Origin of the sequence: Paenibacillus phytorum (assembly GCF_013141715.1) — a bacterium.
GTDB lineage: Bacteria > Bacillota > Bacilli > Paenibacillales > NBRC-103111 > Paenibacillus_E > Paenibacillus_E phytorum.
This window is the reverse complement of sequence record NZ_WHOA01000241.1, coordinates 412269-434461: the sequence shown is the minus strand read 5'-3', so window position 1 is coordinate 434461 and position 22193 is coordinate 412269. Positions and strand designations below refer to the sequence as shown.

Here is a 22193-nt window from a genome sequence, read left to right as displayed (position 1 = left end):
GAAGAGCAAGCTAGAAAGTTGAAGTTGCCTCTACTACAGGACTATATGAAATAATAGTTCCAGGGGCATATTGATTATTCAAATAGTCCTGAGGATTACAACTAAACAGCCTAACAATTCGAGCCTGAAAGCCACTAATCGGTTCTATTTGCATTTTGACTCCACCTTGATCGATTTCGATAAATTTGGGTTCGTAAGTCTCCATTCCTTCAAAAATCACATCCATCGGTATAACCGAGTAATGTATCATTGTACAATGCCTCCGCTCGCCGCTGCTTTCTTAATCTCTATTCGCTGATTAAGCTCTCGGATTGCATCACCGATACCGCCAACTTGATCTATCAAGCCATATTTAACGGCGTCTATTCCAATGACCGTAGTCCCAATATCCCTTGTCAACTCGCCAGTCTTAAACATCAACTCTTTAAACTTTTCTTCTGTTACATTAGAGTGCTTCGTTACAAACCGCACAACACGTTCCTGCATTTTATCCAAATATTCAAATGTTTGTGGGACTCCAATAATTAAACCATTTAATCGAATTGGGTGAATCGTCATTGTTGCTGTTTCGGCAATAATCGAGTAGTCCGCTGATACTGCGATGGGAACACCAATACTATGTCCTCCACCTAGTACCAAAGCAATGGAAGGCTTCGATAGTGTTGCCACCATCTCCGCGATGGCAAGTCCTGCTTCTACATCTCCCCCTACCGTATTTAAAATAATCATAACGCCTTCAATCTTCGGATTCTGCTCTGCGGCGACTAACTGCGGAATTAGGTGCTCATATTTGGTCGTTTTATTTTGGGGTGGGAGAACGATATGTCCTTCCACTTGTCCAATAATGGTGAGGCAGAAAATATTAGATTCGCCAGAAAGCGTATTTGTTTGACCTAACTGTTGAATGTTTTCGAGGACTGCGTTCTTCTTACCTTCTTCAGTTTCCGGTTCTTGTTGTTTCGGTCCTGTGGGTGCTGCCACTGAAAATCCCCCTTCGAGTTTTGCTTTTGCAAAAACAGCTTTATAAGCTTAAACTGCATTGTGCTAGCAAACTTTGCATGTACTGTTCATAATCTCCCATAGTATGAATAAATTTGCGTACTTTCATGCATTCGCACCCTACGAACTACAAGAAAAAAAGCTCCCTCCAGTGATGGAGAGAGCTTTACTATTGCATAGGTTCAAGTGACTTGTTCGAGCCTAGACTTCCATGATAATAGGAAGGATCATCGGTCTTCTTCTGGTTTGTTCATATAAAAAGCGTCCGAGAACATCTTTCACGTTTGTTTTTAAAGATGCCCATTCATTTACATTTTCATTCATTAATTTCGTTAACGTATTCGTTACGATACGATTGGCTTCTTCCAAGAGACCCTCAGATTCACGTACATACACGAACCCGCGAGAAATAATATCTGGTCCAGATAAAATTTTGCCATCTTGTTTGCTGAGTGTAACTACGACCACAAGGATTCCGTCCTGAGACAGTAATTTACGGTCACGCAACACAATGTTGCCTACATCTCCAACACCCAGTCCATCAATCAGAATGTTGCCGCTTTGAACTTTAGATCCTTTGCGAGCAACGCCATTTTGAATTTCTACTGTGTCACCGATATCGCACATAAATATATCTTCTTTAGGAATGCCGACAGACTCGGCTAGGATGCCATGTTGACGCAGCATGCGATATTCGCCATGAATCGGAATAAAGTACTTAGGCTTCATAAGATTGAGCATTAACTTCAATTCTTCTTGACTACCGTGACCTGATACGTGTACGCCAGTAACAGAACCTGGACCGTAAATCACATTAGCGCCAATACGGAATAACTCATCTACGGTACGGCCTACATAGCGCTCATTCCCTGGAATTGGAGTTGCCGCAATAATGACCGTATCCCCAGGTAAAATATCGATTTTACGATGGGTTGAACGTGCCATTCTTGTAAGAGCAGACATTGGCTCTCCTTGGCTTCCTGTGGAAAGAATGACAACGCGATCAGCGGCAAGCTTGTTAACTTCCTCTGGCTCAATTAGCATGCCATCCGGAATATGCAAGTACCCTAACTCGCTAGCGATCGAAACCACGTTAACCATACTGCGACCGATTACTGTTACTTTGCGATTTGTTGCTGCGGCTGCATCAAACACCTGTTGAACACGGTGAATGTTGGATGCAAATGTCGCAATAACAACTCTTTGCTTAGCCTTACGGAACACTTCTTCAATCTCAACCCCAACACTGCGCTCAGAGCCTGTGTAACCAGGACGTTCTGCATTTGTGCTGTCGGAAAGCAAGGCAAGTACGCCTTTCTTCCCAATCTCTGCCATACGATGCAAGTCCGCATATTGATCATTTACAGGAGTTTGATCGAACTTAAAGTCTCCTGTATGAACAACAACACCTTCTGGTGTATCTAAAGCGACACCCACAGAATCAGGAATACTATGATTGGTTTTGAAGAATGTTGCTGTAAGAACGCCTAAGGATAGAACGGATTCCGAATTAATGAGGATCCGGTTCGTAGTACCGAGTAAATTTGCTTCCTTCAGCTTAGCTTCGATAAGTCCCATTGTAAGCTTAGTTGCATAAAGTGGAACGTTAAGATGCTTAAGTACATAAGGTAAGCCGCCAATATGATCTTCGTGGCCGTGAGTGATGATAATGCCGCGTACTTTATCCCGATTCTCCGTTAGGTATCCAATGTCTGGAATGACGATGTCGATTCCAAGCATGTCCTCCTCTGGAAATTTCAAACCACTATCAATGACGATGATATCGTTCGCATACTGAACGCAATACATATTTTTTCCGATTTCGCCCACGCCGCCAAGAGCGAAGATCAAAAGTTTATCAATATTTTTTTTGGACAAGAATATACCTCCTTCTAAGATTGGACGACGAATTTTAAATGAAAAAACCGAACTAGTCACTTGCAACCATTATACATGAAAAAAAACAACAAATACAAGTTAATACCTATTACTTTAGATTCCCCAAAAAAAGAAAACCGATGCCGGAAGCACCGATTCATTAGGCGTTATCATACAAAAAGTGATTGGATGAATTGTCCTTCTTGCTCGGATACAGGAACTAACGGAAGTCTTACGCCTCCAGTTTGAATGCCTTTCAATGCGAGAGCATGCTTAATTGGAGCAGGACTCGGCACACGGAAAATGCCAGTAAAAACAGGATGAAGCTTACGATGAAGTTCTGCCGCTTGCTGAGTTTTACCTTCTAAATAATACTTTATCATAGATTGCATTTCTTTTCCAATCACATGACTAGCAACACTAATAATTCCCTGACATCCTACCGCTAAAGCAGGCAGCGCACTGCTGTCATCCCCGCTGTACACTAGGAAATTAGGAGCTGCATCATTAAGTATACGTGTCAATTGATCCGTGTTAGCGCAATCTTTGGTAGCCACGATATTCGGAATTTGGGATAGACGAATAGTTGTCTCCGCATCCAAATTCACACCTGTGCGACCCGGTACATTATAAAGCATAATTGATACCTGAACAGACTCAGCTACTGCTTTAAAATGCTGGTACAACCCTTCTTGGGAAGGGCGGTTATAATAAGGAGCTACGATCAGTAAAGCATCGACTCCAAGTTTCTCAACTATTCGGGAAAAATGAATGGTGTGCGCAGTGTCATTACTTCCTGTACCTGCAATGATCTTGCATCGCCCACCAGCATACCGAACGGATAGTTCGATAAGTTTCAGCTTCTCATCGTCTGTTAATGTTGGTGCCTCACCAGTCGTGCCACAAATAACAAGGCTATCCGACTGCTGCTCTTCGATCAAATAGTTAATTAATGGTTCCACTTGCTCCCAGTTCACTTGTAAGTTCTCGTCAAAAGGAGTGACCATAGCTGTAATTACTCTTCCAAAATCCAACGTCTTACCTCCTCAATCTCACATTTTCACTTAAATAAATTGAATTTATGATGTAGTGCCCTAACAGATTTAATCATATCAACACCATGGACAAGCACCCAAATCGTTGTATTTGAATCGGCTGATTGAAGGATACGTATGTCCTCCACCGTTAATGCCTCAACAATTTGCGCCATAATACCTGGTACTCCGTTCATACCTCCACCGATCACCGAAACTTTCGCACATCCGCTCACGGCTTTAGGATCATAGCCTTGACCTCTGAGCAATTTTAGAGCGCGTTCCGCTTCATGATCGAACACCGTATAAACGACTCCCGATGGATTGACGTTTATAAAATCAACACTAATCTGATGTAGCGCCATCGTTTTAAATACACGAAGCTGAAGATCGAATTGACCGTCAACCGCAGCAACATGAATTTGAGTAATGTTCGTAAAATGGGCAATTCCCGTAACGAATCGATCCCTCACTTGACTCATATCCGTAGGGATACTGTCTGAAGCTGTAACCAACGTTCCTTCTTCTTTGGAAAACGTAGATCGCACGCGAATCGGAATATTAGCCTGCATGGCTACTTCTACCGCGCGTGGATGTATAACCTTAGCACCATTATGTGCCATATTGCAGATTTCAGCGAAGCTTACGCGAACTAGCGGTTTAGCATCCTCAACGATCCGTGGATCCGCTGTCAATATTCCGTTGACATCCGTGAAAATATCTACAATTTCTGCTTTAAGGGCAGCCCCAAGAGCAGTAGCCGATGTATCACTACCACCGCGCCCTAATGTTGTTAGTTCGTCTTGACTTGTTTTACCTTGAAATCCGGTAACAATGACTACCATATCTTGTTCCAGCAATTCAAGGATCCTGTTAGGCTGCATAGCTACTATCTGGGCATTACCGTGAACATCATTCGTAAGAATACCAGCTTGCCCACCTGTCAAAACCGTAGAACGAATACCTGTTGCTTGTAATAAGCTGCACAAATGTACCGCAGAAATTAACTCTCCGCAGCCCATTAACATATCGAGTTCCCGAGCTGGCAGCCCCTCCCCGTTCTTTCGAACGAGGTCTAAGAGCGTGTCAGTCGCATAAGGTTCTCCTTTTCTTCCCATCGCGGATACAACAACAACCAATTTATAATGATTGATAAGTGCGTCTTGAATGTGTCCAATAACGTGTTCTCTGGCATGAGCGGTGGAAAGCGAAGTGCCTCCAAATTTTTGTACAAGGATTCGCATGAGTTTCCCCCATATTCACTGCACGATAATAATCGCAGTCATTGTTGCTGATTATTGTTCTATAGCAATATATTCAGCAATTTGTACAGCATTCCATGCAGCGCCTTTTAGCAAGTTGTCAGAAACAATCCACATATTTAGCGCTTTTGGATTGCTCAAATCACGGCGTACACGACCAACGAAAGTTTCCAGTTTACCCGCTGCATCTGTAGCAAGGGGGTATTGCTGCTCAGCCGGATTGTCAACAAGAACAATACCAGGGGCATTTGCAAGTAACGTCTTCACTTCTTCTACGTCGAAATCTGCTTTTAATTCAACATAGACAGACTCAGAATGACCATAAACAACCGGAATACGGACACATGTAGCTGTAACTTCAATGGACTCATCACCCATTATTTTTTTCGTTTCAAGAATCATTTTCATTTCTTCATTCGTAAAACCGTTATCGAGGAACTTATCGATTTGCGGAATCGCATTGAAGGCGATCTGATGTTTCACTGGCAAAGAACCAACCGGCAAAATATCCGGATTCGCATCATTTCCTTCAAGCACTTCTTTCGATTGTCTCAACATTTCGTTAATCGCTTTAGCACCAGCTCCAGAAACAGCTTGGTACGTTGACACGATGATACGGGAAATCCCATAACGGTCATATAGTGGCTTAAGTGCAGCTACCATTTGGATCGTAGAACAATTCGGATTGGCAATAATGCCTTTGTGCTCGTTAATTTTCTCAACATTTACCTCAGGCACCACAAGTGGTGTTTCAGGATCCATGCGGTATGCACTCGTATTATCGATACAGATCGTACCCGCCTTAACCGCGTGAGGAGCTAATGCCTTCGTAACATCGCCTCCAGCACTAAATAAAGCAATATCAACGCCTTCGAAGCTTTCTGGTGTCGCTTCTTGAACGATTACTTCTTGACCTTTGAAAGAAAGCTTTACGCCCGCTGAACGAGCGGAAGAGAGTAATTTCAATTCCTTGATGGGGAAATTCCGTTCTTCCAATAGACGGATTATTTGTTCTCCTACTGCGCCTGTAGCGCCTACGACTGCAACGTTAAAAAGCTTCTGGTTCGACATGAGCTGGACTCTCCCCTTCAAGTAGTTATATATGAATTAGTATAGAAATCTCTCAATAATCATGGGCTGCAATTGCTTACCTTCAAGAGCAGCTTCACAGGCTTCCATAATCAAGTCCATCCGAGCTACCAACGAATTTGGCTTCGCTCCAGGTGCATCTTGACCATAGGGCACAAAATAAATGTTTTTGGTAATGAGAAGCTTTGCGATATTCATCGCGTTCAAACCCAGCCCATCATTGGTCGAAATCGCTAAAACTAGCGGCCGCAAATTTCTCATTTGTGCTTTTGCAGCCATAAGTACTGGACTCTCTGTCATCGCGTTTGCTAGCTTGCTAGTCGTGTTCCCTGTGCATGGCGCAATAACCATCACATCAAGCAACTTGGATGGACCTAGAGGCTCTGCAGCTACAATAGTAGATATAATTTCGTTCCCTGTTATATCCTTTATCTGTTGCTGCCAATCATCTGATTTGCCAAAACGTGTGTCGGTAGTCATGACTGTATTCGATACAATCGGAATGACACGTGCACCTGCATCTACAAATCTCTTAATCTGCGGCATGACTTCTTCCAACGTACAGTGAGAACCAGTTAAAGCATATCCGACTGTTTTCCCTTGCCAATTCATTCCACATCGCTCCTGTCTTTGAAGTCTTCCACGATCAGCTGACTAAGTGTGTTTGCCATGATGCGGCCAGCTGTTTTGGGGGCGACGATGCCAGGTAAACCGGGCGCTAGCATCGCTTTGATGCCTCTTTTCTCGGCAAATCGGAAGTCCGTTCCGCCGGGTTTAGAAGCCAAATCGATGATGAGCGCGCGATGTGGGATATTAGTAATAACTTGCGCTGTGACTATCATAGTCGGAATTGTATTAAAAAGCAAGTCAATATTCCCCACTTCCGGGTACAGGTCCTTTGTATAAAAAGGCTGAAAACCCATCTCCCACGCCCTTGCAAAATGCTCCGGTTTCCTCACGCCAACCTTCACGGTTGCCCCTAATCCCTGCAACGTTTTGGCCATTGTAAAACCTGTACGACCAAAACCTAAAACCATACTAACTGAACCATGGATGGTAATATCGGTGTTCTGGATCGCCATCATTAGCGCTCCCTCAGCTGTCGGAATGGAGTTATAAATCGCTATATCATCACGCTCGAATAACTCCACTACCTCAATCCCATGTGCCGCACAAAGCTTTTTTAGAAAGCTTTTGGCCATTCCTGTATACACTTTTGCATGCTTTGGCAGTGAAGACATAAGATCATCTGTCAGTCTCATCTCTTCACTCGAGAATATAGATTCCACTTGTCCCGAATCATCCGTACCTACTGCAGGTAAAATAAGTACATCTACGGTTTGAAACAGCACGGGATCGAGTTTAGCATTTGAAACACCGCTAAATTGCCTCCCTAAATTGTCAAAGCCGATTAATGTCACCGTAGCATCAAGTTCAGTAAATTTCTGAATTACTTCAAGCTGCCGGGCGTCTCCACCCATAATAGCAACCGAAATCCCAGTGAGCATTCTTACACCCCTTTCTCGGTCCGTTTCGATACGTTATAGTATGCGTTCGCCTAAGGATGGGTGACTTTCCGTGCTCAGTTCCTTGGAATACAAAAAGAACCCCTTCAATTAGAAGGGGTTCTGGCATATATGCTTACGTATGTAGTAGAGCTGTTACCGTCCAGTATGGCCGAAACCGCCTGATCCTCGCTCCGTCTCCGTTAATTCCGAAACCTCATTGAGCTGGATCTGCGGCACAAGTTGGAAAACCATCTGTGCAATTCGCTCATTCCGCTGAATGGTGAACGGTTCCTGCCCATGGTTAATCAGCAGCACTTTCACTTCCCCGCGGTAGTCGGCATCAATCGTTCCCGGTGAGTTCAGTGTTGTGATGCCATGCTTGTAGGCAAGCCCGCTTCTCGGCCGGATCTGAGCTTCAAGCTCAGGCGGCATACTGAGCGCAAAGCCTGTCGGGATCAGTTGACGCTCACCCGGACCTAGCACTATCGGCTCGCTCACAGCAGCATGAAGGTCGAAGCCGCTGGCACCGGCGGACATTTTCTGAGGCATAAGGATATCTTCCTGTCCGGATACCCGTTTTATTTGAACATCAAAGTTATAGAGAGACAAGCTGATCCCTCCTGAAGCCGTTAATTACATCATCCGAATTTCCTACCATAGATAGAGCAAAAGGTGCCCCGAATAGCGTTTTCGTCAATTGACGAATGTTCTCCATCTGAACGCTTTCAATTCGCTCGATCATTTCGTCGAGACTGTAATGCTTACCAGTCATCAGCTCATTTTTCCCGAATCGGTTCATACGGCTGCTGGTACTCTCCAAACTGAGGATCAAGCTGCCTTTCAGCTGCTCTTTTCCTTTCTTTAGTTCAGAATCCGTCATTCCATTCACCGCTATATCATGCAGCAGCTCCATAGTCACTTTGAGCACTTCTTCCGTCTGCTTCGGCGCTGTGCCAGTATAAATCGTGAACATGCCGCTGTCGATATGCGAAGAATGGTACGAATATACGGAATAAGCGAGACCGCGTTTCTCACGAATCTCTTGGAACAATCTAGAACTCATTCCACCGCCAATGGCATTATTGAGCAGTACCATCGGATATAGATTCTCTTCTTGAAGCGAAAGACCTGGAAGCGATAGACAGATGTGATTTTGCTCCGTTTTTTTCGCATGGAAAATCAGTTCTCCAAGGAAATCCGGCGCGTCATAACTTGTTTCCACGCCCGTTTGAGCGAATTCACCGAAATGCTTCTCAATAAGCTCGCGCACGCTATCATCAATATTGCCAGCAATACTAAGAACCGTATTTTCGGTATTATAATATTGCTTCATATAGTTACGCAGATCTTCGGATTTCATTTTCGATAAATTGTCCTGGGTTCCGAGGATCGTATACCCCAGCGGATGTGAGCCATAAGAAGCTTTGGCCAATAAATCATGAACCAGATCGTCCGGTGTATCTTCATACATAGAGATCTCTTCATAAATGACGTTCTTCTCTTTTTCTAACTCACTCTCATCAAATGCAGAATGGAAAAACATGTCCGAAAGCATATCCATGGCAAGAGGCAAATGATCATCAAGAACCTTTGCATAATAGCATGTGTACTCTTTGGAAGTGAATGCATTCACATTTCCTCCGATTCCATCAAATATCTCCGCGATATCTTTGGCTGTATGGCGCTCTGTCCCCTTGAACAACATGTGTTCAATAAAATGCGAAATGCCGTTATTATCTTGAGACTCATTACGCGAGCCCGTCTTCACCCATATCCCGAACGTAACCGATCGAAACGTAGGAATTTGTTCCATGACGACTCTCAAGCCATTATGTAAGCGATATTTGATCACCAAGGTTCCTCCTCGAATTGTAGCACCTAAAGTCCTTTTCCCCAATTATACTTACTCAGTCTAACAAAAATGTGCCAACGACTCAACTTTGCAGCTGATTCATCGATTAATTCGCGATTTGACCTGCTTCAGCAACACGTTTAGAGGATAAAAGCTCAGATACGGTGCCAATCGTCAGCCCTTTATTTTTAATGATACTAATCATACCTTGCAGTGCTTCCTTGGATGAGGTCGTTGGATGCATCAAAATAAGTGATCCAGGCTCGACACTTGTCGATAACCGTTGAAGGATTCGATCAGACCCTGGATTTTTCCAATCCACCGTATCGAAAGTCCAAAGTACAGTTTGCAGACTGAACTCCGATGCTACTTGAACCGTTTCTTGGTTAAAATAACCCGAAGGAGGCGCAAACAGCATGTTCTTTACACCAAGCTGCTGCTTCAACAGATCCTCTGTTTTAGAAATTTCCTCAACAGCTTTACTGCGCGTTATACTTCTCATATCCTTGTGCGAATAAGCGTGATTAGATAATTCATGCCCTTCGGTTTGGATCTTTTTTGCCATTTCTAAGTTCTTCTTCAACCACGAGCCATCCAGAAAGAAAGTCGCATGTACATTTTCTTTGCGGAGAGTGTCTAACATACTAGGCAAATACTCATTACCCCAAGCAACATTGATCATGAAAGAAACCATTGGCTTCTTGGGATTCCCTTTATATATCGGATTCGGACCGAGATCGTTTAATTGAATACTAGGTTGAACTTCTTTCATTACATAATTGATTTTATTCGGCGTTAAGTGATGCTCTGCTAGCTTGAGCGTCTCCTCAATATCGACTTCTAATCCATTGTAACCGGGAATAGCTTTCCAAACGGGATCAATTTTAGCATTAATGGGGGGAATCTTTCGTTTTTCAGCTTCTTTCATGATCGTTTCTAGTAAAATGTTTTGCTTTGACTTCTTTTGTTCAATTGAATTTAAAGTGGTAGAGGCAAAGACAGGGAGTGCTTCTTCATCCCTCAAATTAGTATCTGCTAGAATTTGATTATTCTTAACTGCATTGATGTAAGTTCCTACGCCAGGGATTGCATCCAATGTAAGCAAAACCATAGCAAAAAAACTTCCAAGAAGAAGCCATTTTTTGTGGAGCATACACAGATCCCCCTTCCTTATTTCCTGATTTTATGCAGGAAAGGACAAGAGTAGAACGAGGCATGTCCAAGTATGTCTAAATAGCAAAAAAGAGACAGATTGATCTGACTCTTTATCCAAAACTATTTAAAAGGGACTTCACAAGTCACGCGGCTTAGGTCTGAGCCGGGACTTGCGAAGTTAATGTCGCTTTGCGAGAAAGATTAACTCTTCCTTGTTGGTCAATTTCGGTTACTTTGACGGTGATTTGATCGCCAATGTTCACTACGTCTTCCACTTTCGCTACACGCTCTGTGGAGATTTGTGAAATATGAACTAAACCTTCTTTACCAGGCAAAATTTCTACGAATGCTCCGAATTTCTCAACGCGTTTTACGGTACCCAGGTAAGTTTCACCCACAATAACCTCGCGTACGATGCCTTCGATAATAGAACGTGCTTTTTCGTTCATCTCTTGGTTGGATGATGCGATGAATACACGGCCATCTTGTTCGATATCAATTTTCACGCCAGTTTCTTCAATAATTTTATTGATGATTTTACCACCGGCACCAATGACATCACGGATTTTGTCCGGGTTGATGTTCATTGTAAGAATTTTAGGCGCGTATTTGGAAAGAGTCTTCTTAGGCTCAGAAATACGAGATACCATTTTACCTAAAATGTGCAAACGACCTTCTTTGGCTTGCTGCAAAGATTGCTGCAGGATGCTGCGATCAATCCCATCGATCTTGATATCCATCTGCAGGGCTGTAATACCTTCAGACGTTCCCGCAACTTTAAAGTCCATATCGCCAAGATGATCTTCCATACCCTGAATATCGGATAAAATGGAGAAATGATCTCCGTCTTTGATCAGACCCATTGCAATACCAGCAACCGGAGCTTTAATTGGAACACCAGCATCCATAAGAGCAAGTGTGCTTGCACAAATACTAGCTTGGGATGTAGAACCGTTCGATTCTAATACTTCAGATACAAGACGAATTGTGTAAGGGAATTCAACTTCATTAGGGATGATCGGCTCAAGAGCTCTCTCTCCTAATGCACCATGCCCGATTTCACGACGACCCGGTGGACGAAGCGGTCTTGCTTCCCCAACGGAAAACGGAGGAAAATTATAGTGATGCATGAAACGTTTGGTTTCTGTAAGGTCCAAGCCATCCAATATTTGAACATCGCCTAATGCGCCTAATGTACAGATACTAAGTGCTTGTGTTTGTCCACGTGTGAACAAGCCTGAACCGTGAGTACGCGGTAACAAATCAATATCACAATCAATTGGACGAATTTCTTCTGGTTTACGTCCATCTGGTCTCACTTTATCATGTGTGATCAAACGACGTACTTCTTCTTTAACGATATCATAAAGCGTTTCTTTCACATCACCTAGTAAGCCAGGAGTTTCTGCATACAAGGCTGTAAAATGTTCCACAGCTTCGGCATTCACAACATCGATTGCTTCTTGTCTAGCATGCTTCTCAGGAATTTTAATCGCATCAACTAGTCTAGCTTGAGCAAATTCACGAACAGCACTATTTACCTCGGCATCAACCGTATGAAGTTTGACCTCCATTTTCGGTTTACCTGCTTGCTCAACTAATTCTTCAATCACCGCAACAATCTTACGGATTTCATCGTGACCAAACATGATAGCTTCGAGTACAACTTCCTCTGAAACTTCATTCGCACCTGCTTCTACCATCATTATCGCATCTTTGGTGCCGGCAACTGTCAAGTGAAGATCACTTTTCTCTGCTGTCTCACCCGTCGGATTAATAACGAATTGCCCATCTACTCGTCCAACAATCACGCCACCAACAGGCCCATTGAAAGGAACGTCAGAGATTGCTAGTGCAGCAGAAGTACCAATCATTGCTGCCATTTCTGGCGGACACTCTTGGTCTACGCTCATTACGATAGAAACGATTTGCACGTCATTCCGGAAGCCTTCAGGGAAAAGAGGGCGAATCGGACGATCCGTTAAACGGCTCGCTAGGATTGCTTTCTCACTGGGACGTCCTTCACGTTTAATAAAACCACCTGGAATTTTACCAACGGAATATAATCTTTCTTCATAATTAACCGTTAACGGAAAGAAATCCAGATCTTTCGGTCCGCTTGAAGCTGTTACTGTACTCAGCACAACCGTATCGCCATAACGTACAGTTACAGCTGCATTGGCTTGTTTGGCCAGTCTTCCCGTTTCAAGAATGAACGGTTTTCCGCCAAGTTCCATTTGTACTCTTTTCTCCATAACATCCTCCTAAGGAATTGTTCTATTCAATTCATATGTGTTTGATAAACATGCACAGAAAGTAAGGTTCAGAACCCTTTAATATTATGCTCCGTATGTACTCAAAAATTGCCTAACGCTGGAGTCATCCACTATTTCTGCGTAATGTCTAGTATTTCCTTCTTTTTCCGTTTTAAAAATACAAGAAAAAGCAACCTCGTTGCTTTTCTTCGCCAAAGCTTTATCAAGCCCAGCAAAGGAGCAACAGGTTGCTTCTCATTGTCGGTTTTATCGACGCAAACCAAGCTTTTCGATCAAAGCACTGTAACGGCTCACATCTTTGTTCTTCACGTATGCTAGCAGCTTACGGCGTTGACCAACCATTTTGAGCAAACCACGGCGGGAGTGATGATCTTTCTTGTGAGTCCGCAGATGATTTGTCAGGTTGACAATGTTTTCTGTAAGGATTGCTACTTGTACCTCAGGTGAACCCGTATCGGTATCATGTACCTTGTGAGTTTGAATCAGTTGTGTTTTACGCTCTTGAGTTAATGCCATGATTGTTCATCTCCTAAATTCTATTGTATCCCCGCTAGCCTAGAAATCGCCGATGATAGCGCATGTCCAAGCTAAGGTTCATGCCAGAAGGTATAGATCCTTTTGGCAACGTTATTCAGTATATCATAATCGCACAGTAAAAGTAAATGCTTGTTTCAACTGCAACGTTATAATTTGTTCTTAGCCATTTCGACATCAATTTTAATTTGAGTAACCAAATCGTCTAGAGATGAGAATTTCCGCTCTGGTCGAAGGAAAGCTATAAGCTCAACATTCATATGCTCGCCGTAAATTTGTTCGGAGAAATCAAATAAATGAGCTTCGAATGAGGGCTTCAATTCTCCGGTTGTGAAGGTAGGCTTTACACCAATATTCATAACCCCTTTATAGGTTTCCCCTTTAACAGAGGCTTTAATCGCATACACACCATTGGTAGGGATGACGTAAGACTCATCCAGTTGAATATTAGCAGTAGGAAAGCCAAGTGTTCTCCCACGCTTCTCTCCATCCACAACGATGCCGCTTATACTATAGGGACGCCCAAGAAGTCTGGTAACTGTGTCTATGTCCCCTTGCTGTAATGATTCACGAATGAGTGTACTGCTAACTTTTTCGCCATCCATATGAAAGGGTCTCACCACTTCTACAGAAAATTTCCCATGACTCAACTCACAAAGCGAATCCGGGGTACCTTTACCTTGAAAACCAAACGTAAAATCAAAACCACAAATGACACTTTCAACACCAAGTCGATCCAATACTTGATCCACGAAATGTTCCGGGGATAACCGCATTAAAGAGGCATCAAAAGTAACAACGTAGGTATGATTCACACCCAGTGATTCAAACATCTTCATTTTCTTACTCATCGGAGTTATAAGATCCGTATATCTATCTTGACCCATTACTGCTCTAGGATGTGGGTGAAAGGTCATAATAGCCGCCTTCAGCCCAAGATTCTTAGCTGTGCGAAGGGCTCGTCCGATGACTTCCTGATGCCCCAAATGTACACCATCGAAATCACCAATTGCCACCACTTGCTCTCCTACTATTAGGTCCAAATCATCCATATTAATGGGATATGATATTGGTATTATGCGCATAAGTTCATTTCACCTACCCATTTCAACCTGTCCCGTGACGTTATAATTAGAGGAAAACTTTGGCTGGGATCAAGACTTGGCTAGCGTTGTTCCATTCATACAAACCAAGAAACCGTTCATCAGGCGAATAAGCCCTGAAAATGGTTTGTGATGCATCTGCATGAGCCGTCCGATTCGCAGTCATAGCTATTTTCTTCCCCTGTAGTGCATGTACAGCTTCCCCGGCAGATAGTTCAATGAATGGGATATGTGAAATCGCCTGATCCATAGGAATCATATGCGCCTGCAGTAATCCTTGAACCTTCATTTGTTCAATCTGTTCAAATGTTAAGCACTGCTCTTGGCGAATACTGCCCGTCGATGTACGAATTAGACTTTTCATCACCGCCGGATATCCGAGAGCCTTGCCGATATCCACACACAAGGTTCTTATATAGGTTCCTTTGGAGCAAGAAGCACGAAATTGAATCTCTGGATGCTTTTGCTCAAGGTCTATATGAAGAATGTCTAGCTTATGAATCGTCACTTTACGTGACTTACGCTCTACTTCTTTGCCTTCACGGGCTAATTCATAGAGTCGTTTCCCATCAATCTTCACTGCTGAGAACATCGGTGGAACCTGTTCGATTTCTCCGACAAATGAATGAAGAACCTGACGGACTCTTATTTCATCCAAAGTCACATCTGGAACTTCTTCCAACACAGTACCCGTCATATCCTCCGTATCGGTAGAAAGACCAATTCGGAGCTCAGCTTCATATTCCTTAGGCAGCTCCTGAATGTACTCAACCATTCGAGTAGCTCTACCTATACATAATGGCAAAACCCCAGTTACTTGCGGGTCAAGCGTTCCCGTGTGGCCGATGCGTTTGATCCCAAGGATACCTCTAACTTTGGCTACAACATCATGAGAAGTGAAGCCCGCTGGTTTCCATACAGGCAAAATGCCTTCTAACGTCATATGAGTTCGTTCCCTACTTCCTGAACCATTTTGGCTACTGCTTCCTCAAGCGTACCTTGGATTGTACAGCCTGATGCACGAACATGGCCGCCACCGCCAAGTGATTGCGCAATCGCAGCAACGTCAACAAGTCCTGATGAGCGGAGACTCACTTTAATTACACCGACTGCTTTCTCTTTAAATAGCATGCCCACTTCCACACCTTCCACATTACGCGGATAGTTGACAAGCCCATCCAGATCGTCGCTCGAGGCACCAGTTAACTCTAAATCAGCTAGAGAAACAGCAAGCCATGCTAATTTACGATCATTGGCAAATGAAAGTGTTGATAAAGCTTTCTGCAGAAGTACGATTTGCGAATAAGTGACTCTTTCCAGCACTTGCTCAGCTATGACAGATCCCTGAACACCAAGTGATAACAGCGTTGCTCCAATCTGCAAAACCTCAGGCGAGGTATTCGAGTACCGAAAACCACCTGTGTCTGTCAGCAAGCCAGTGTAGATGCAATCACCAAACTCCAAATTTGGTACAAGCTTCATATGTATAGCCAAATCATACAAAATTTGAACGGTTGCAGCGGCATCATGTTTAATCAAATGGCACGAACCAAATCTATCGTTCGTTGGATGATGATCAACATTGAGCAGCCGTGCTTGGTCATCAAAAAGAGTGCTGATCCTACCCATTCTGGAGAAATCAGCACAATCTACACTTATGATGGTTTGATAAAGTCTTTCTGGAACTTCCTTGCCATAATCAAGAACTTGATCACTTCCCCATAAATAGGAAAATTTAGAGGGCATAGTGCCCTCATTGATCATTGTAAAGGATTTTCCCAGTTGTGTTAGAATCCAACCGGTTGCATACGTAGAACTGGCGGCATCCCCATCCGGTTGGATGTGAGATACCACCAGGAAATCATCATGCTGCTCGATAAACGTAGCTGCTGCTGCCAGCTGCTGGCTGTATTCGGTGGCATGGTTCATTCCACTGCTCATACGCTTGTATTTCCTTCCTGATTAAGCTTGTGCAATAAGTTATCGATGTGACTTCCATAATCAATAGAAGCATCGAACTTAAATTGCAGTTCCGGAATCTTACGTAAACGAATTCGTTTGCCTAATTCCGAACGAATATATCCGGAACCTACAGAAAGCGCCTTAAGTGTTGCTGCTTTCTCTTCTTCTGTCCCCATTACGCTTAGAAAAACGCGAGCTAAGGACAAATCGTTCGTTACTTCTACACCAGTTACGGTTAAGAAACCAATACGTGGATCTTTCAATTCGGACTGAACGATCTGGCTTAATTCTTTCTTGATTTGTTCGCCAACTCGACCTACACGAACTCTAGCCATTTGTCATCACCTCTCAACGGACTCCATGATGAAGGCTTCAATAATGTCGCCCTCTTTAATATCATGATAACGCTCAAGAGATATACCACATTCATAACCTTGTGCCACTTCTTTTTGGTCATCCTTGAATCGTTTCAGGGAGTCAATTTTACCTTCGTGCACGACAATACCACTGCGGATCAAGCGAGTTTGTGCGTTACGAGCAATCTTGCCTGAGATAATCATACATCCAGCAATTGTACCTGAACCCGTTATTTTGAACACATTACGTACTTCTGCTTGACCAAGTACAACTTCTTTAAAGATAGGATCCAGCATGCCCTTCATAGCTTGCTCGATTTCTTCAATTACGTTGTAAATAATGTTATGCAGACGGATATCAACTTTCTCTTGATCGGCTGTTGCTTTCGCAGCAGGTTCAGGACGAACATTGAAACCGATAATAATCGCATTAGATGCAGAAGCCAGAATAATATCAGACTCCGTAACAGCACCAACACCGTTGTGAAGAATTTTAACGCGAACGCCTTCTACTTCGATCTTCTCAAGTGAGCTTTTCAGGGCTTCAACAGAACCTTGAACGTCACCTTTGATGATTACATTCAGCTCTTTGATCTCGCCGTCTTTAATGTGTTTAAAGAGGTCATCCAACGTGACGCGTGAATTCGCCGTCATCTCGGATTGTCGAAGTGCAATGGAACGACGATCTGCAATGTCTCTTGCTTTACGCTCATCTTCATAAGCAAGGAATGGATCCCCAGCTTGCGGAACTTCTGTAAGACCCGTGATTTCAACTGGTGTTGAAGGACCCGCTTCTTTCAGACGTTTACCTTTATCATTCACCATCGCTCTTACGCGGCCGAAGCACACACCAGCTACGAAGCTATCTCCGACTTTCAATGTACCATGTTGAATCAGGATTCTGGCAACTGGACCACGACCTTTATCCAACTCGGCTTCAATTACAGTCGCTCTAGCACGTTTGTTCGGATTAGCTTTATACTCTTGAACTTCCGCAACAAGCAGAATCATCTCAAGCAGATTTTCAAGTCCAATCCGTTGTTTCGCGGAAATTTCACAGAAAATCGTATCTCCGCCCCACTCTTCTGGAACCAATTCATAAGCAGTAAGTGCTTGCTTGATTTGATCTGGATTTGCGCCTTCTTTATCAATCTTGTTAACTGCTACAATGATCGGAACACCTGCCGCTTTAGCATGGTTAATAGCTTCAACGGTTTGTGGCATTACGCCGTCATCAGCAGCAACAACGATAATTGTAATATCGGTTACTTGTGCACCGCGGGCACGCATGGTTGTAAAAGCTTCGTGACCAGGCGTATCCAAGAAAGTGATTTTCTTTTGGTTAACTTCAACTTGATAAGCACCGATGTGCTGTGTAATACCGCCTGCTTCACCCTCGGTTACACTTGTTTTACGAATAGCATCAAGTAAAGTCGTTTTACCATGATCGACGTGACCCATGATCGTAACAACTGGCGGACGCTCAATCAGATCAGCCTCATCGTCAATTTCTTCGAAAGTCTCGAAATTGTCTTCTTCAACTTTAATCTTAATTTCAACTTCAACACCAAACTCGGATGCAATCAGTTGAATAGCTTCCAAATCAAGCTCTTGGTTGATTGTTGCCATTGTGCCCAAGAACAAAAGCTTTTTAATAACTTCAGAAGCATCTTTGTGAAGTAATTTCGCTGTTTCTCCAACGGTCATACTGCCACGAACGATGATTTTCTTAGGTGTATTGTCAATTTTCTCTTTTTTAACAGTTTCCTGTTGGTATCTACCTCTATTGTTACCGCGTTGATTGCCTCTGTTTTGTCCACCAGGCCCACGATTTCCGCCGGAACGGTTATCATCAAAACGCTTAGGTGTTGGTTTAGATTTCTTAGTTGTAATAACACCCGCTTTAGCTGCTGCATCATCCAATTCAGCTGCTGTTGCTCCTACGTGGAACTGCGGCTTAGCTTCTTGAATGACAGGTCTTCCGCTTTGATTATTGTTACGGTTATCAAACGGTTTAGACTGACGGTTTGGACCTGCACTGCGGTTCGGTCCTGCATTTTGCGGACGGCCGCTATTCGCGCTTTGTCCACCACCAGCTCCTGGTCCACCAGTCCCCTGACTTGGACGGGATCCTGCATAGTTACTATTGCTGCGTGGAGCTCCGCCTTGGCCTTGGCCTTGGCCTTGGCTGTAGCCTTGACCGCCGCTAGGACGTTGGCTATTGTAGCCGCCAGTAGAACCACTTGGACGCTGTCCACCTGGATTGGAACCTTGATAACCCGTACGTTGTCCACCTTGGCCCCCGCCTTGACCACTTGGACGCTGTCCACCTGGATTGGAACCTTGATAGCCCGTACGTTGTCCACCTTGGCTTGAACCTTGGCCGCTAGGACGCTGCCCGCCTGGATTGGAACCTTGATAACCTGTACGTTGTCCACCTTGGCCTTGACTGTTTGGACGTTGCCCACCTTGCGATGATCCTTGACCACTTGGGCGTTGATCGCGCCCAGACTGAGCTGGACGACTAGCCGTATTAGGCGTAGATTGTCCTTGAGGCGCTGTTACAGCACCATTTGTAGTTGTGCTGTTCGTTGGTTCTGAAGCAACTGGCTTCGAAGCCGGTGTTGCTGCACCTTTATTCTCTTGTGCTGGAGCCTGCATTGCAGGATTCTGATTCGTCGTAGATGAACTCACATTTCCTCCGTCCGTAGCTGCTCGTTTGGCAGCCGCATTGGCTTTAATATCACGAAAAAACTTTTCTACACTGCTCACTGCGTCATTTTCCATTACACTCATATGATTGTTAACGGGAATATTCAGACGTTTGAGGATGGTTATAATTTCTTTGCTGCTCATATTGAGTTGCTTTGCGTATTCGTAAACGCGAGTCTTATCTTTATTGTCTTGTTTATTGGTCAATATGTTTCACCTCCGCAGGATTATCTTGACTCTTCTGCAGCATCTGCGCGAAGCCTCCGTCCAATACACCTATGGTGACACGCATTTCTTTCCCAATGCTGCGGCCCAATTCATACTTCGTACCTATTTCCATGAGTTTAATCCCATAGAATTGGCATTTGTCTTGAAATTTCTTACGTGTATTAGCGGATGCATCCTCCGCCATAATGACAAGTTTGGCTTCTCCCGAGCGAATCGCTTTAAACACACCTTCATCACCGGTAACTAGCTTCCCTGCTCGCATCGCCAAGCCCAATTGGGATAGAAATTTAGGATTCATCCTCAGACTCCTCCTCTTTAGAAGAGAGGAACTCATCTTCAACACGAATGAAATCTTGCTCCAATTGGTCATAAATATCGGCACCGACGGCATGCTTCAGTGCTCTATCCAGGGCTTTACTTTTCTTTGCCAATTTAAAACAAGAAACTTTACCGCACAGGTAGGCACCGCGCCCAGACTTTTTCCCTTTAAGATCAATGAGAATTTCATCTTCAGGCGTTTTGACGATGCGGATCAAGTCCCTCTTCGGCATCATTTCCTGGCAGGCCACGCATTTTCTCAGAGGGATTTTTCTCTGCTTCATTCCGATCACCCCTTGCTCCAAACAAAAACTTAATCGACACTCACAGAATCTTGATGCATTTCTTCTGAATAAGTTTTCACTCTGCCATATTCTTGTTCGGCTTGTGTTTCACTTTTGATGTCTATTTTCCAACCTGTCAATTTGGCTGCAAGACGAGCATTTTGCCCTTTGATTCCAATAGCCAAAGAAAGCTGATAGTCAGGTACAATGACACGCGCCATTTTTTCATTTTCATGAATTTGCACTTCAAGCACTTTGGAAGGGCTAAGCGCATTGGCGACGTATTCTTCCACGCTTTCCATCCAACGAACGATGTCTATTTTTTCGCCGCGCAGTTCGCTTACAATCGTTTGAACACGTAATCCTTTAGGTCCTACACAGGATCCTACTGGATCAACTTCAGCGTTGCGAGAATGAACAGCAATTTTGGATCGGAAACCGGCTTCACGCGCAACCGAACGAATCTCGACCACACCATCAAAGATTTCAGGCACTTCCAGTTCAAAAAGACGCTTCAACAGTCCTGGATGTGTTCTTGATAAAATGATTTGCGGCCCTTTCGTCGTATTTTCCACTTTCGTGATATACGCTTTAATCCGATCGCCCTGTTTGAACTTATCAGTAGGCATCAATTCAGTCAAAGGCAGCACAGCCTCAACTTTACCCAAGTCCACATAAATGTTACGTTGATCTTGGCGTTGAAGGATACCTGTAACGATATCTTCTTCCTTGTCGATAAAAGCATTATAAATTAAGCCACGCTCGGCTTCACGAATACGCTGAGTCACCACTTGTTTGGCAGTTTGAGCAGCAATACGTCCGAAATCACGAGGAGTCACTTCAATTTCAACGATATCTTCCAATTGGTAATTCGGATTAATTTCACGAGAAGCGTGAAGTGAAATTTCCAATCTTGGATCTAATACTTCCTCAGTTACGGTTTTACGGGCATATACCTTGATGAGGCCAGTATGGCGATTGATATCAACTCGCACGTTCTGTGCGGTGTTGAAATTACGTTTATAACTTGAAATCATCGCTGCTTCAATCGCATCGATAAGTAACTCCTTTGAGATACCCTTCTCACGTTCAATTTCCGACAGCGCTTCGATAAAATCCGTGTTCATTTGAACTGAGTCCCCCCTTTCAATAAGTAACGGTCACTAAAAAACGATAGCTAGACGAGCACTTGCTACTTTAGCGAACGGGATAATTATTTTCTTTTTGCCAATTTCAATAACGAGATCTTCCTCGTCAAAGGAAAGCAGCAAACCTTCAAATTCCTTGGAACCGTCTATCGGTTCATAGGTGGTAACAAATACATGACTATTCACAGCCTTGTGATAATCTTGAGTCTTCCTAAGCGGACGTTCCGCGCCTGGAGAAGATACTTCCAAGAAATAGGCATCAGCGATGGGATCTTTTTCATCCAATTGAACACTTAAGTATTCACTGATGCGGCCGCAATCATCTATATCAATTCCGCCTTCCTTGTCTGCATAGACACGAAGGAACCAGTTGCTGCCCTCTTTGACATATTCAATATCCACGAGTTCAAATCCATTTTGTTCAATGAAATCCTTCAGCATGTCCTCAATGACGGATTTGATTTGCGCTTGTGTAGCCACAGATAAATGTACCTC

At 43.7% G+C, this 22193-nt stretch carries 22 protein-coding genes; all 22 read right to left on the bottom strand.

Annotation, left to right across the window (positions count from 1 at the left end; all coding sequences use genetic code 11):
• Positions 1–10 precede the first annotated feature (10 nt).
• Positions 11–250 (bottom strand): YlzJ-like family protein, encoded by a 240-nt coding sequence (locus GC098_RS35250; RefSeq protein ID WP_171648913.1) that lies wholly within the window; start codon positions 248–250, stop codon positions 11–13.
• On the bottom strand, positions 247–981 hold the full coding sequence (locus GC098_RS35245) for a ClpP family protease (RefSeq protein WP_171648911.1): 735 nt from the start codon (positions 979–981) through the stop codon (positions 247–249). The genes GC098_RS35250 and GC098_RS35245 overlap by 4 nt, the downstream gene beginning before the upstream one ends.
• Before the next feature lie 219 nt (positions 982–1200).
• Positions 1201–2877 carry a ribonuclease J gene (locus tag GC098_RS35240; RefSeq protein ID WP_171648909.1) on the bottom strand — a complete coding sequence of 559 codons (1677 nt, stop codon included), beginning with the start codon at positions 2875–2877 and terminating at the stop codon, positions 1201–1203.
• A 170-nt stretch (positions 2878–3047) separates the two neighbouring features.
• Positions 3048–3911: a 4-hydroxy-tetrahydrodipicolinate synthase gene (gene dapA, locus GC098_RS35235; RefSeq protein ID WP_171648907.1), complete on the bottom strand. Its 864-nt coding sequence runs from the start codon at positions 3909–3911 to the stop codon at positions 3048–3050.
• A 26-nt stretch (positions 3912–3937) separates the two neighbouring features.
• Positions 3938–5155 carry an aspartate kinase gene (gene dapG / locus GC098_RS35230; protein ID WP_171648905.1) on the bottom strand — a complete coding sequence of 406 codons (1218 nt, stop codon included), beginning with the start codon at positions 5153–5155 and terminating at the stop codon, positions 3938–3940.
• A gap of 51 nt (positions 5156–5206) precedes the next feature.
• A complete protein-coding gene (locus tag GC098_RS35225) occupies positions 5207–6244 on the bottom strand; it encodes an aspartate-semialdehyde dehydrogenase (RefSeq protein WP_171648903.1) in 1038 nt (345 codons plus the stop codon).
• Positions 6245–6280: 36 nt separating this feature from the next.
• A complete protein-coding gene (locus tag GC098_RS35220) occupies positions 6281–6874 on the bottom strand; it encodes a dipicolinate synthase subunit B (RefSeq protein ID WP_171648901.1) in 594 nt (197 codons plus the stop codon).
• The gene (gene dpsA, locus GC098_RS35215) at positions 6871–7770 is read right to left on the bottom strand and encodes a dipicolinate synthase subunit DpsA (RefSeq protein ID WP_171648899.1); all 900 of its coding nucleotides are present in this window, start codon (positions 7768–7770) and stop codon (positions 6871–6873) included. Before dpsA ends, GC098_RS35220 begins: the two co-directional genes overlap by 4 nt.
• Before the next feature lie 153 nt (positions 7771–7923).
• Positions 7924–8379, bottom strand: coding sequence for a dUTP diphosphatase (gene dut / locus GC098_RS35210; protein ID WP_281367166.1), 456 nt, complete (start codon positions 8377–8379; stop codon positions 7924–7926).
• Complete coding sequence (locus tag GC098_RS35205; protein ID WP_171648897.1) at positions 8366–9622, bottom strand: M16 family metallopeptidase; 1257 nt, start codon at positions 9620–9622, stop codon at positions 8366–8368. Before GC098_RS35205 ends, dut begins: the two co-directional genes overlap by 14 nt.
• A gap of 106 nt (positions 9623–9728) precedes the next feature.
• Positions 9729–10775: a polysaccharide deacetylase family protein gene (locus GC098_RS35200; protein ID WP_246359130.1), complete on the bottom strand. Its 1047-nt coding sequence runs from the start codon at positions 10773–10775 to the stop codon at positions 9729–9731.
• 154 nt (positions 10776–10929) lie between these two features.
• Entirely contained in the window at positions 10930–13032 is a 2103-nt protein-coding gene (locus GC098_RS35195) for a polyribonucleotide nucleotidyltransferase (RefSeq protein WP_171648895.1), read from the bottom strand.
• Between the two features lie 267 nt (positions 13033–13299).
• On the bottom strand, positions 13300–13569 hold the full coding sequence (rpsO, locus tag GC098_RS35190; protein ID WP_029195252.1) for a 30S ribosomal protein S15: 270 nt from the start codon (positions 13567–13569) through the stop codon (positions 13300–13302).
• Positions 13570–13736: 167 nt separating this feature from the next.
• Positions 13737–14639: a bifunctional riboflavin kinase/FAD synthetase gene (locus tag GC098_RS35185; protein WP_246359141.1), complete on the bottom strand. Its 903-nt coding sequence runs from the start codon at positions 14637–14639 to the stop codon at positions 13737–13739.
• 79 nt (positions 14640–14718) lie between these two features.
• On the bottom strand, positions 14719–15633 hold the full coding sequence (gene truB / locus GC098_RS35180; protein ID WP_171648891.1) for a tRNA pseudouridine(55) synthase TruB: 915 nt from the start codon (positions 15631–15633) through the stop codon (positions 14719–14721).
• Positions 15630–16631: a DHH family phosphoesterase gene (locus GC098_RS35175; protein ID WP_246359129.1), complete on the bottom strand. Its 1002-nt coding sequence runs from the start codon at positions 16629–16631 to the stop codon at positions 15630–15632. Before GC098_RS35175 ends, truB begins: the two co-directional genes overlap by 4 nt.
• Positions 16628–16987: a 30S ribosome-binding factor RbfA gene (rbfA, locus tag GC098_RS35170; protein WP_171648889.1), complete on the bottom strand. Its 360-nt coding sequence runs from the start codon at positions 16985–16987 to the stop codon at positions 16628–16630. The genes GC098_RS35175 and rbfA overlap by 4 nt, the downstream gene beginning before the upstream one ends.
• A 6-nt stretch (positions 16988–16993) precedes the next feature.
• Positions 16994–19927: a translation initiation factor IF-2 gene (gene infB / locus GC098_RS35165; protein ID WP_171648887.1), complete on the bottom strand. Its 2934-nt coding sequence runs from the start codon at positions 19925–19927 to the stop codon at positions 16994–16996.
• Positions 19917–20246 carry a L7Ae/L30e/S12e/Gadd45 family ribosomal protein gene (locus tag GC098_RS35160; RefSeq protein ID WP_171648885.1) on the bottom strand — a complete coding sequence of 110 codons (330 nt, stop codon included), beginning with the start codon at positions 20244–20246 and terminating at the stop codon, positions 19917–19919. Before GC098_RS35160 ends, infB begins: the two co-directional genes overlap by 11 nt.
• Positions 20236–20550 carry an RNase P modulator RnpM gene (gene rnpM, locus GC098_RS35155; RefSeq protein WP_029195245.1) on the bottom strand — a complete coding sequence of 105 codons (315 nt, stop codon included), beginning with the start codon at positions 20548–20550 and terminating at the stop codon, positions 20236–20238. The genes GC098_RS35160 and rnpM overlap by 11 nt, the downstream gene beginning before the upstream one ends.
• 29 nt (positions 20551–20579) lie before the next feature.
• The gene (gene nusA / locus GC098_RS35150; RefSeq protein ID WP_047672911.1) at positions 20580–21677 is read right to left on the bottom strand and encodes a transcription termination factor NusA; all 1098 of its coding nucleotides are present in this window, start codon (positions 21675–21677) and stop codon (positions 20580–20582) included.
• Between the two features lie 36 nt (positions 21678–21713).
• A complete protein-coding gene (rimP, locus tag GC098_RS35145; RefSeq protein ID WP_312880532.1) occupies positions 21714–22178 on the bottom strand; it encodes a ribosome maturation factor RimP in 465 nt (154 codons plus the stop codon).
• Positions 22179–22193 lie beyond the last annotated feature (15 nt).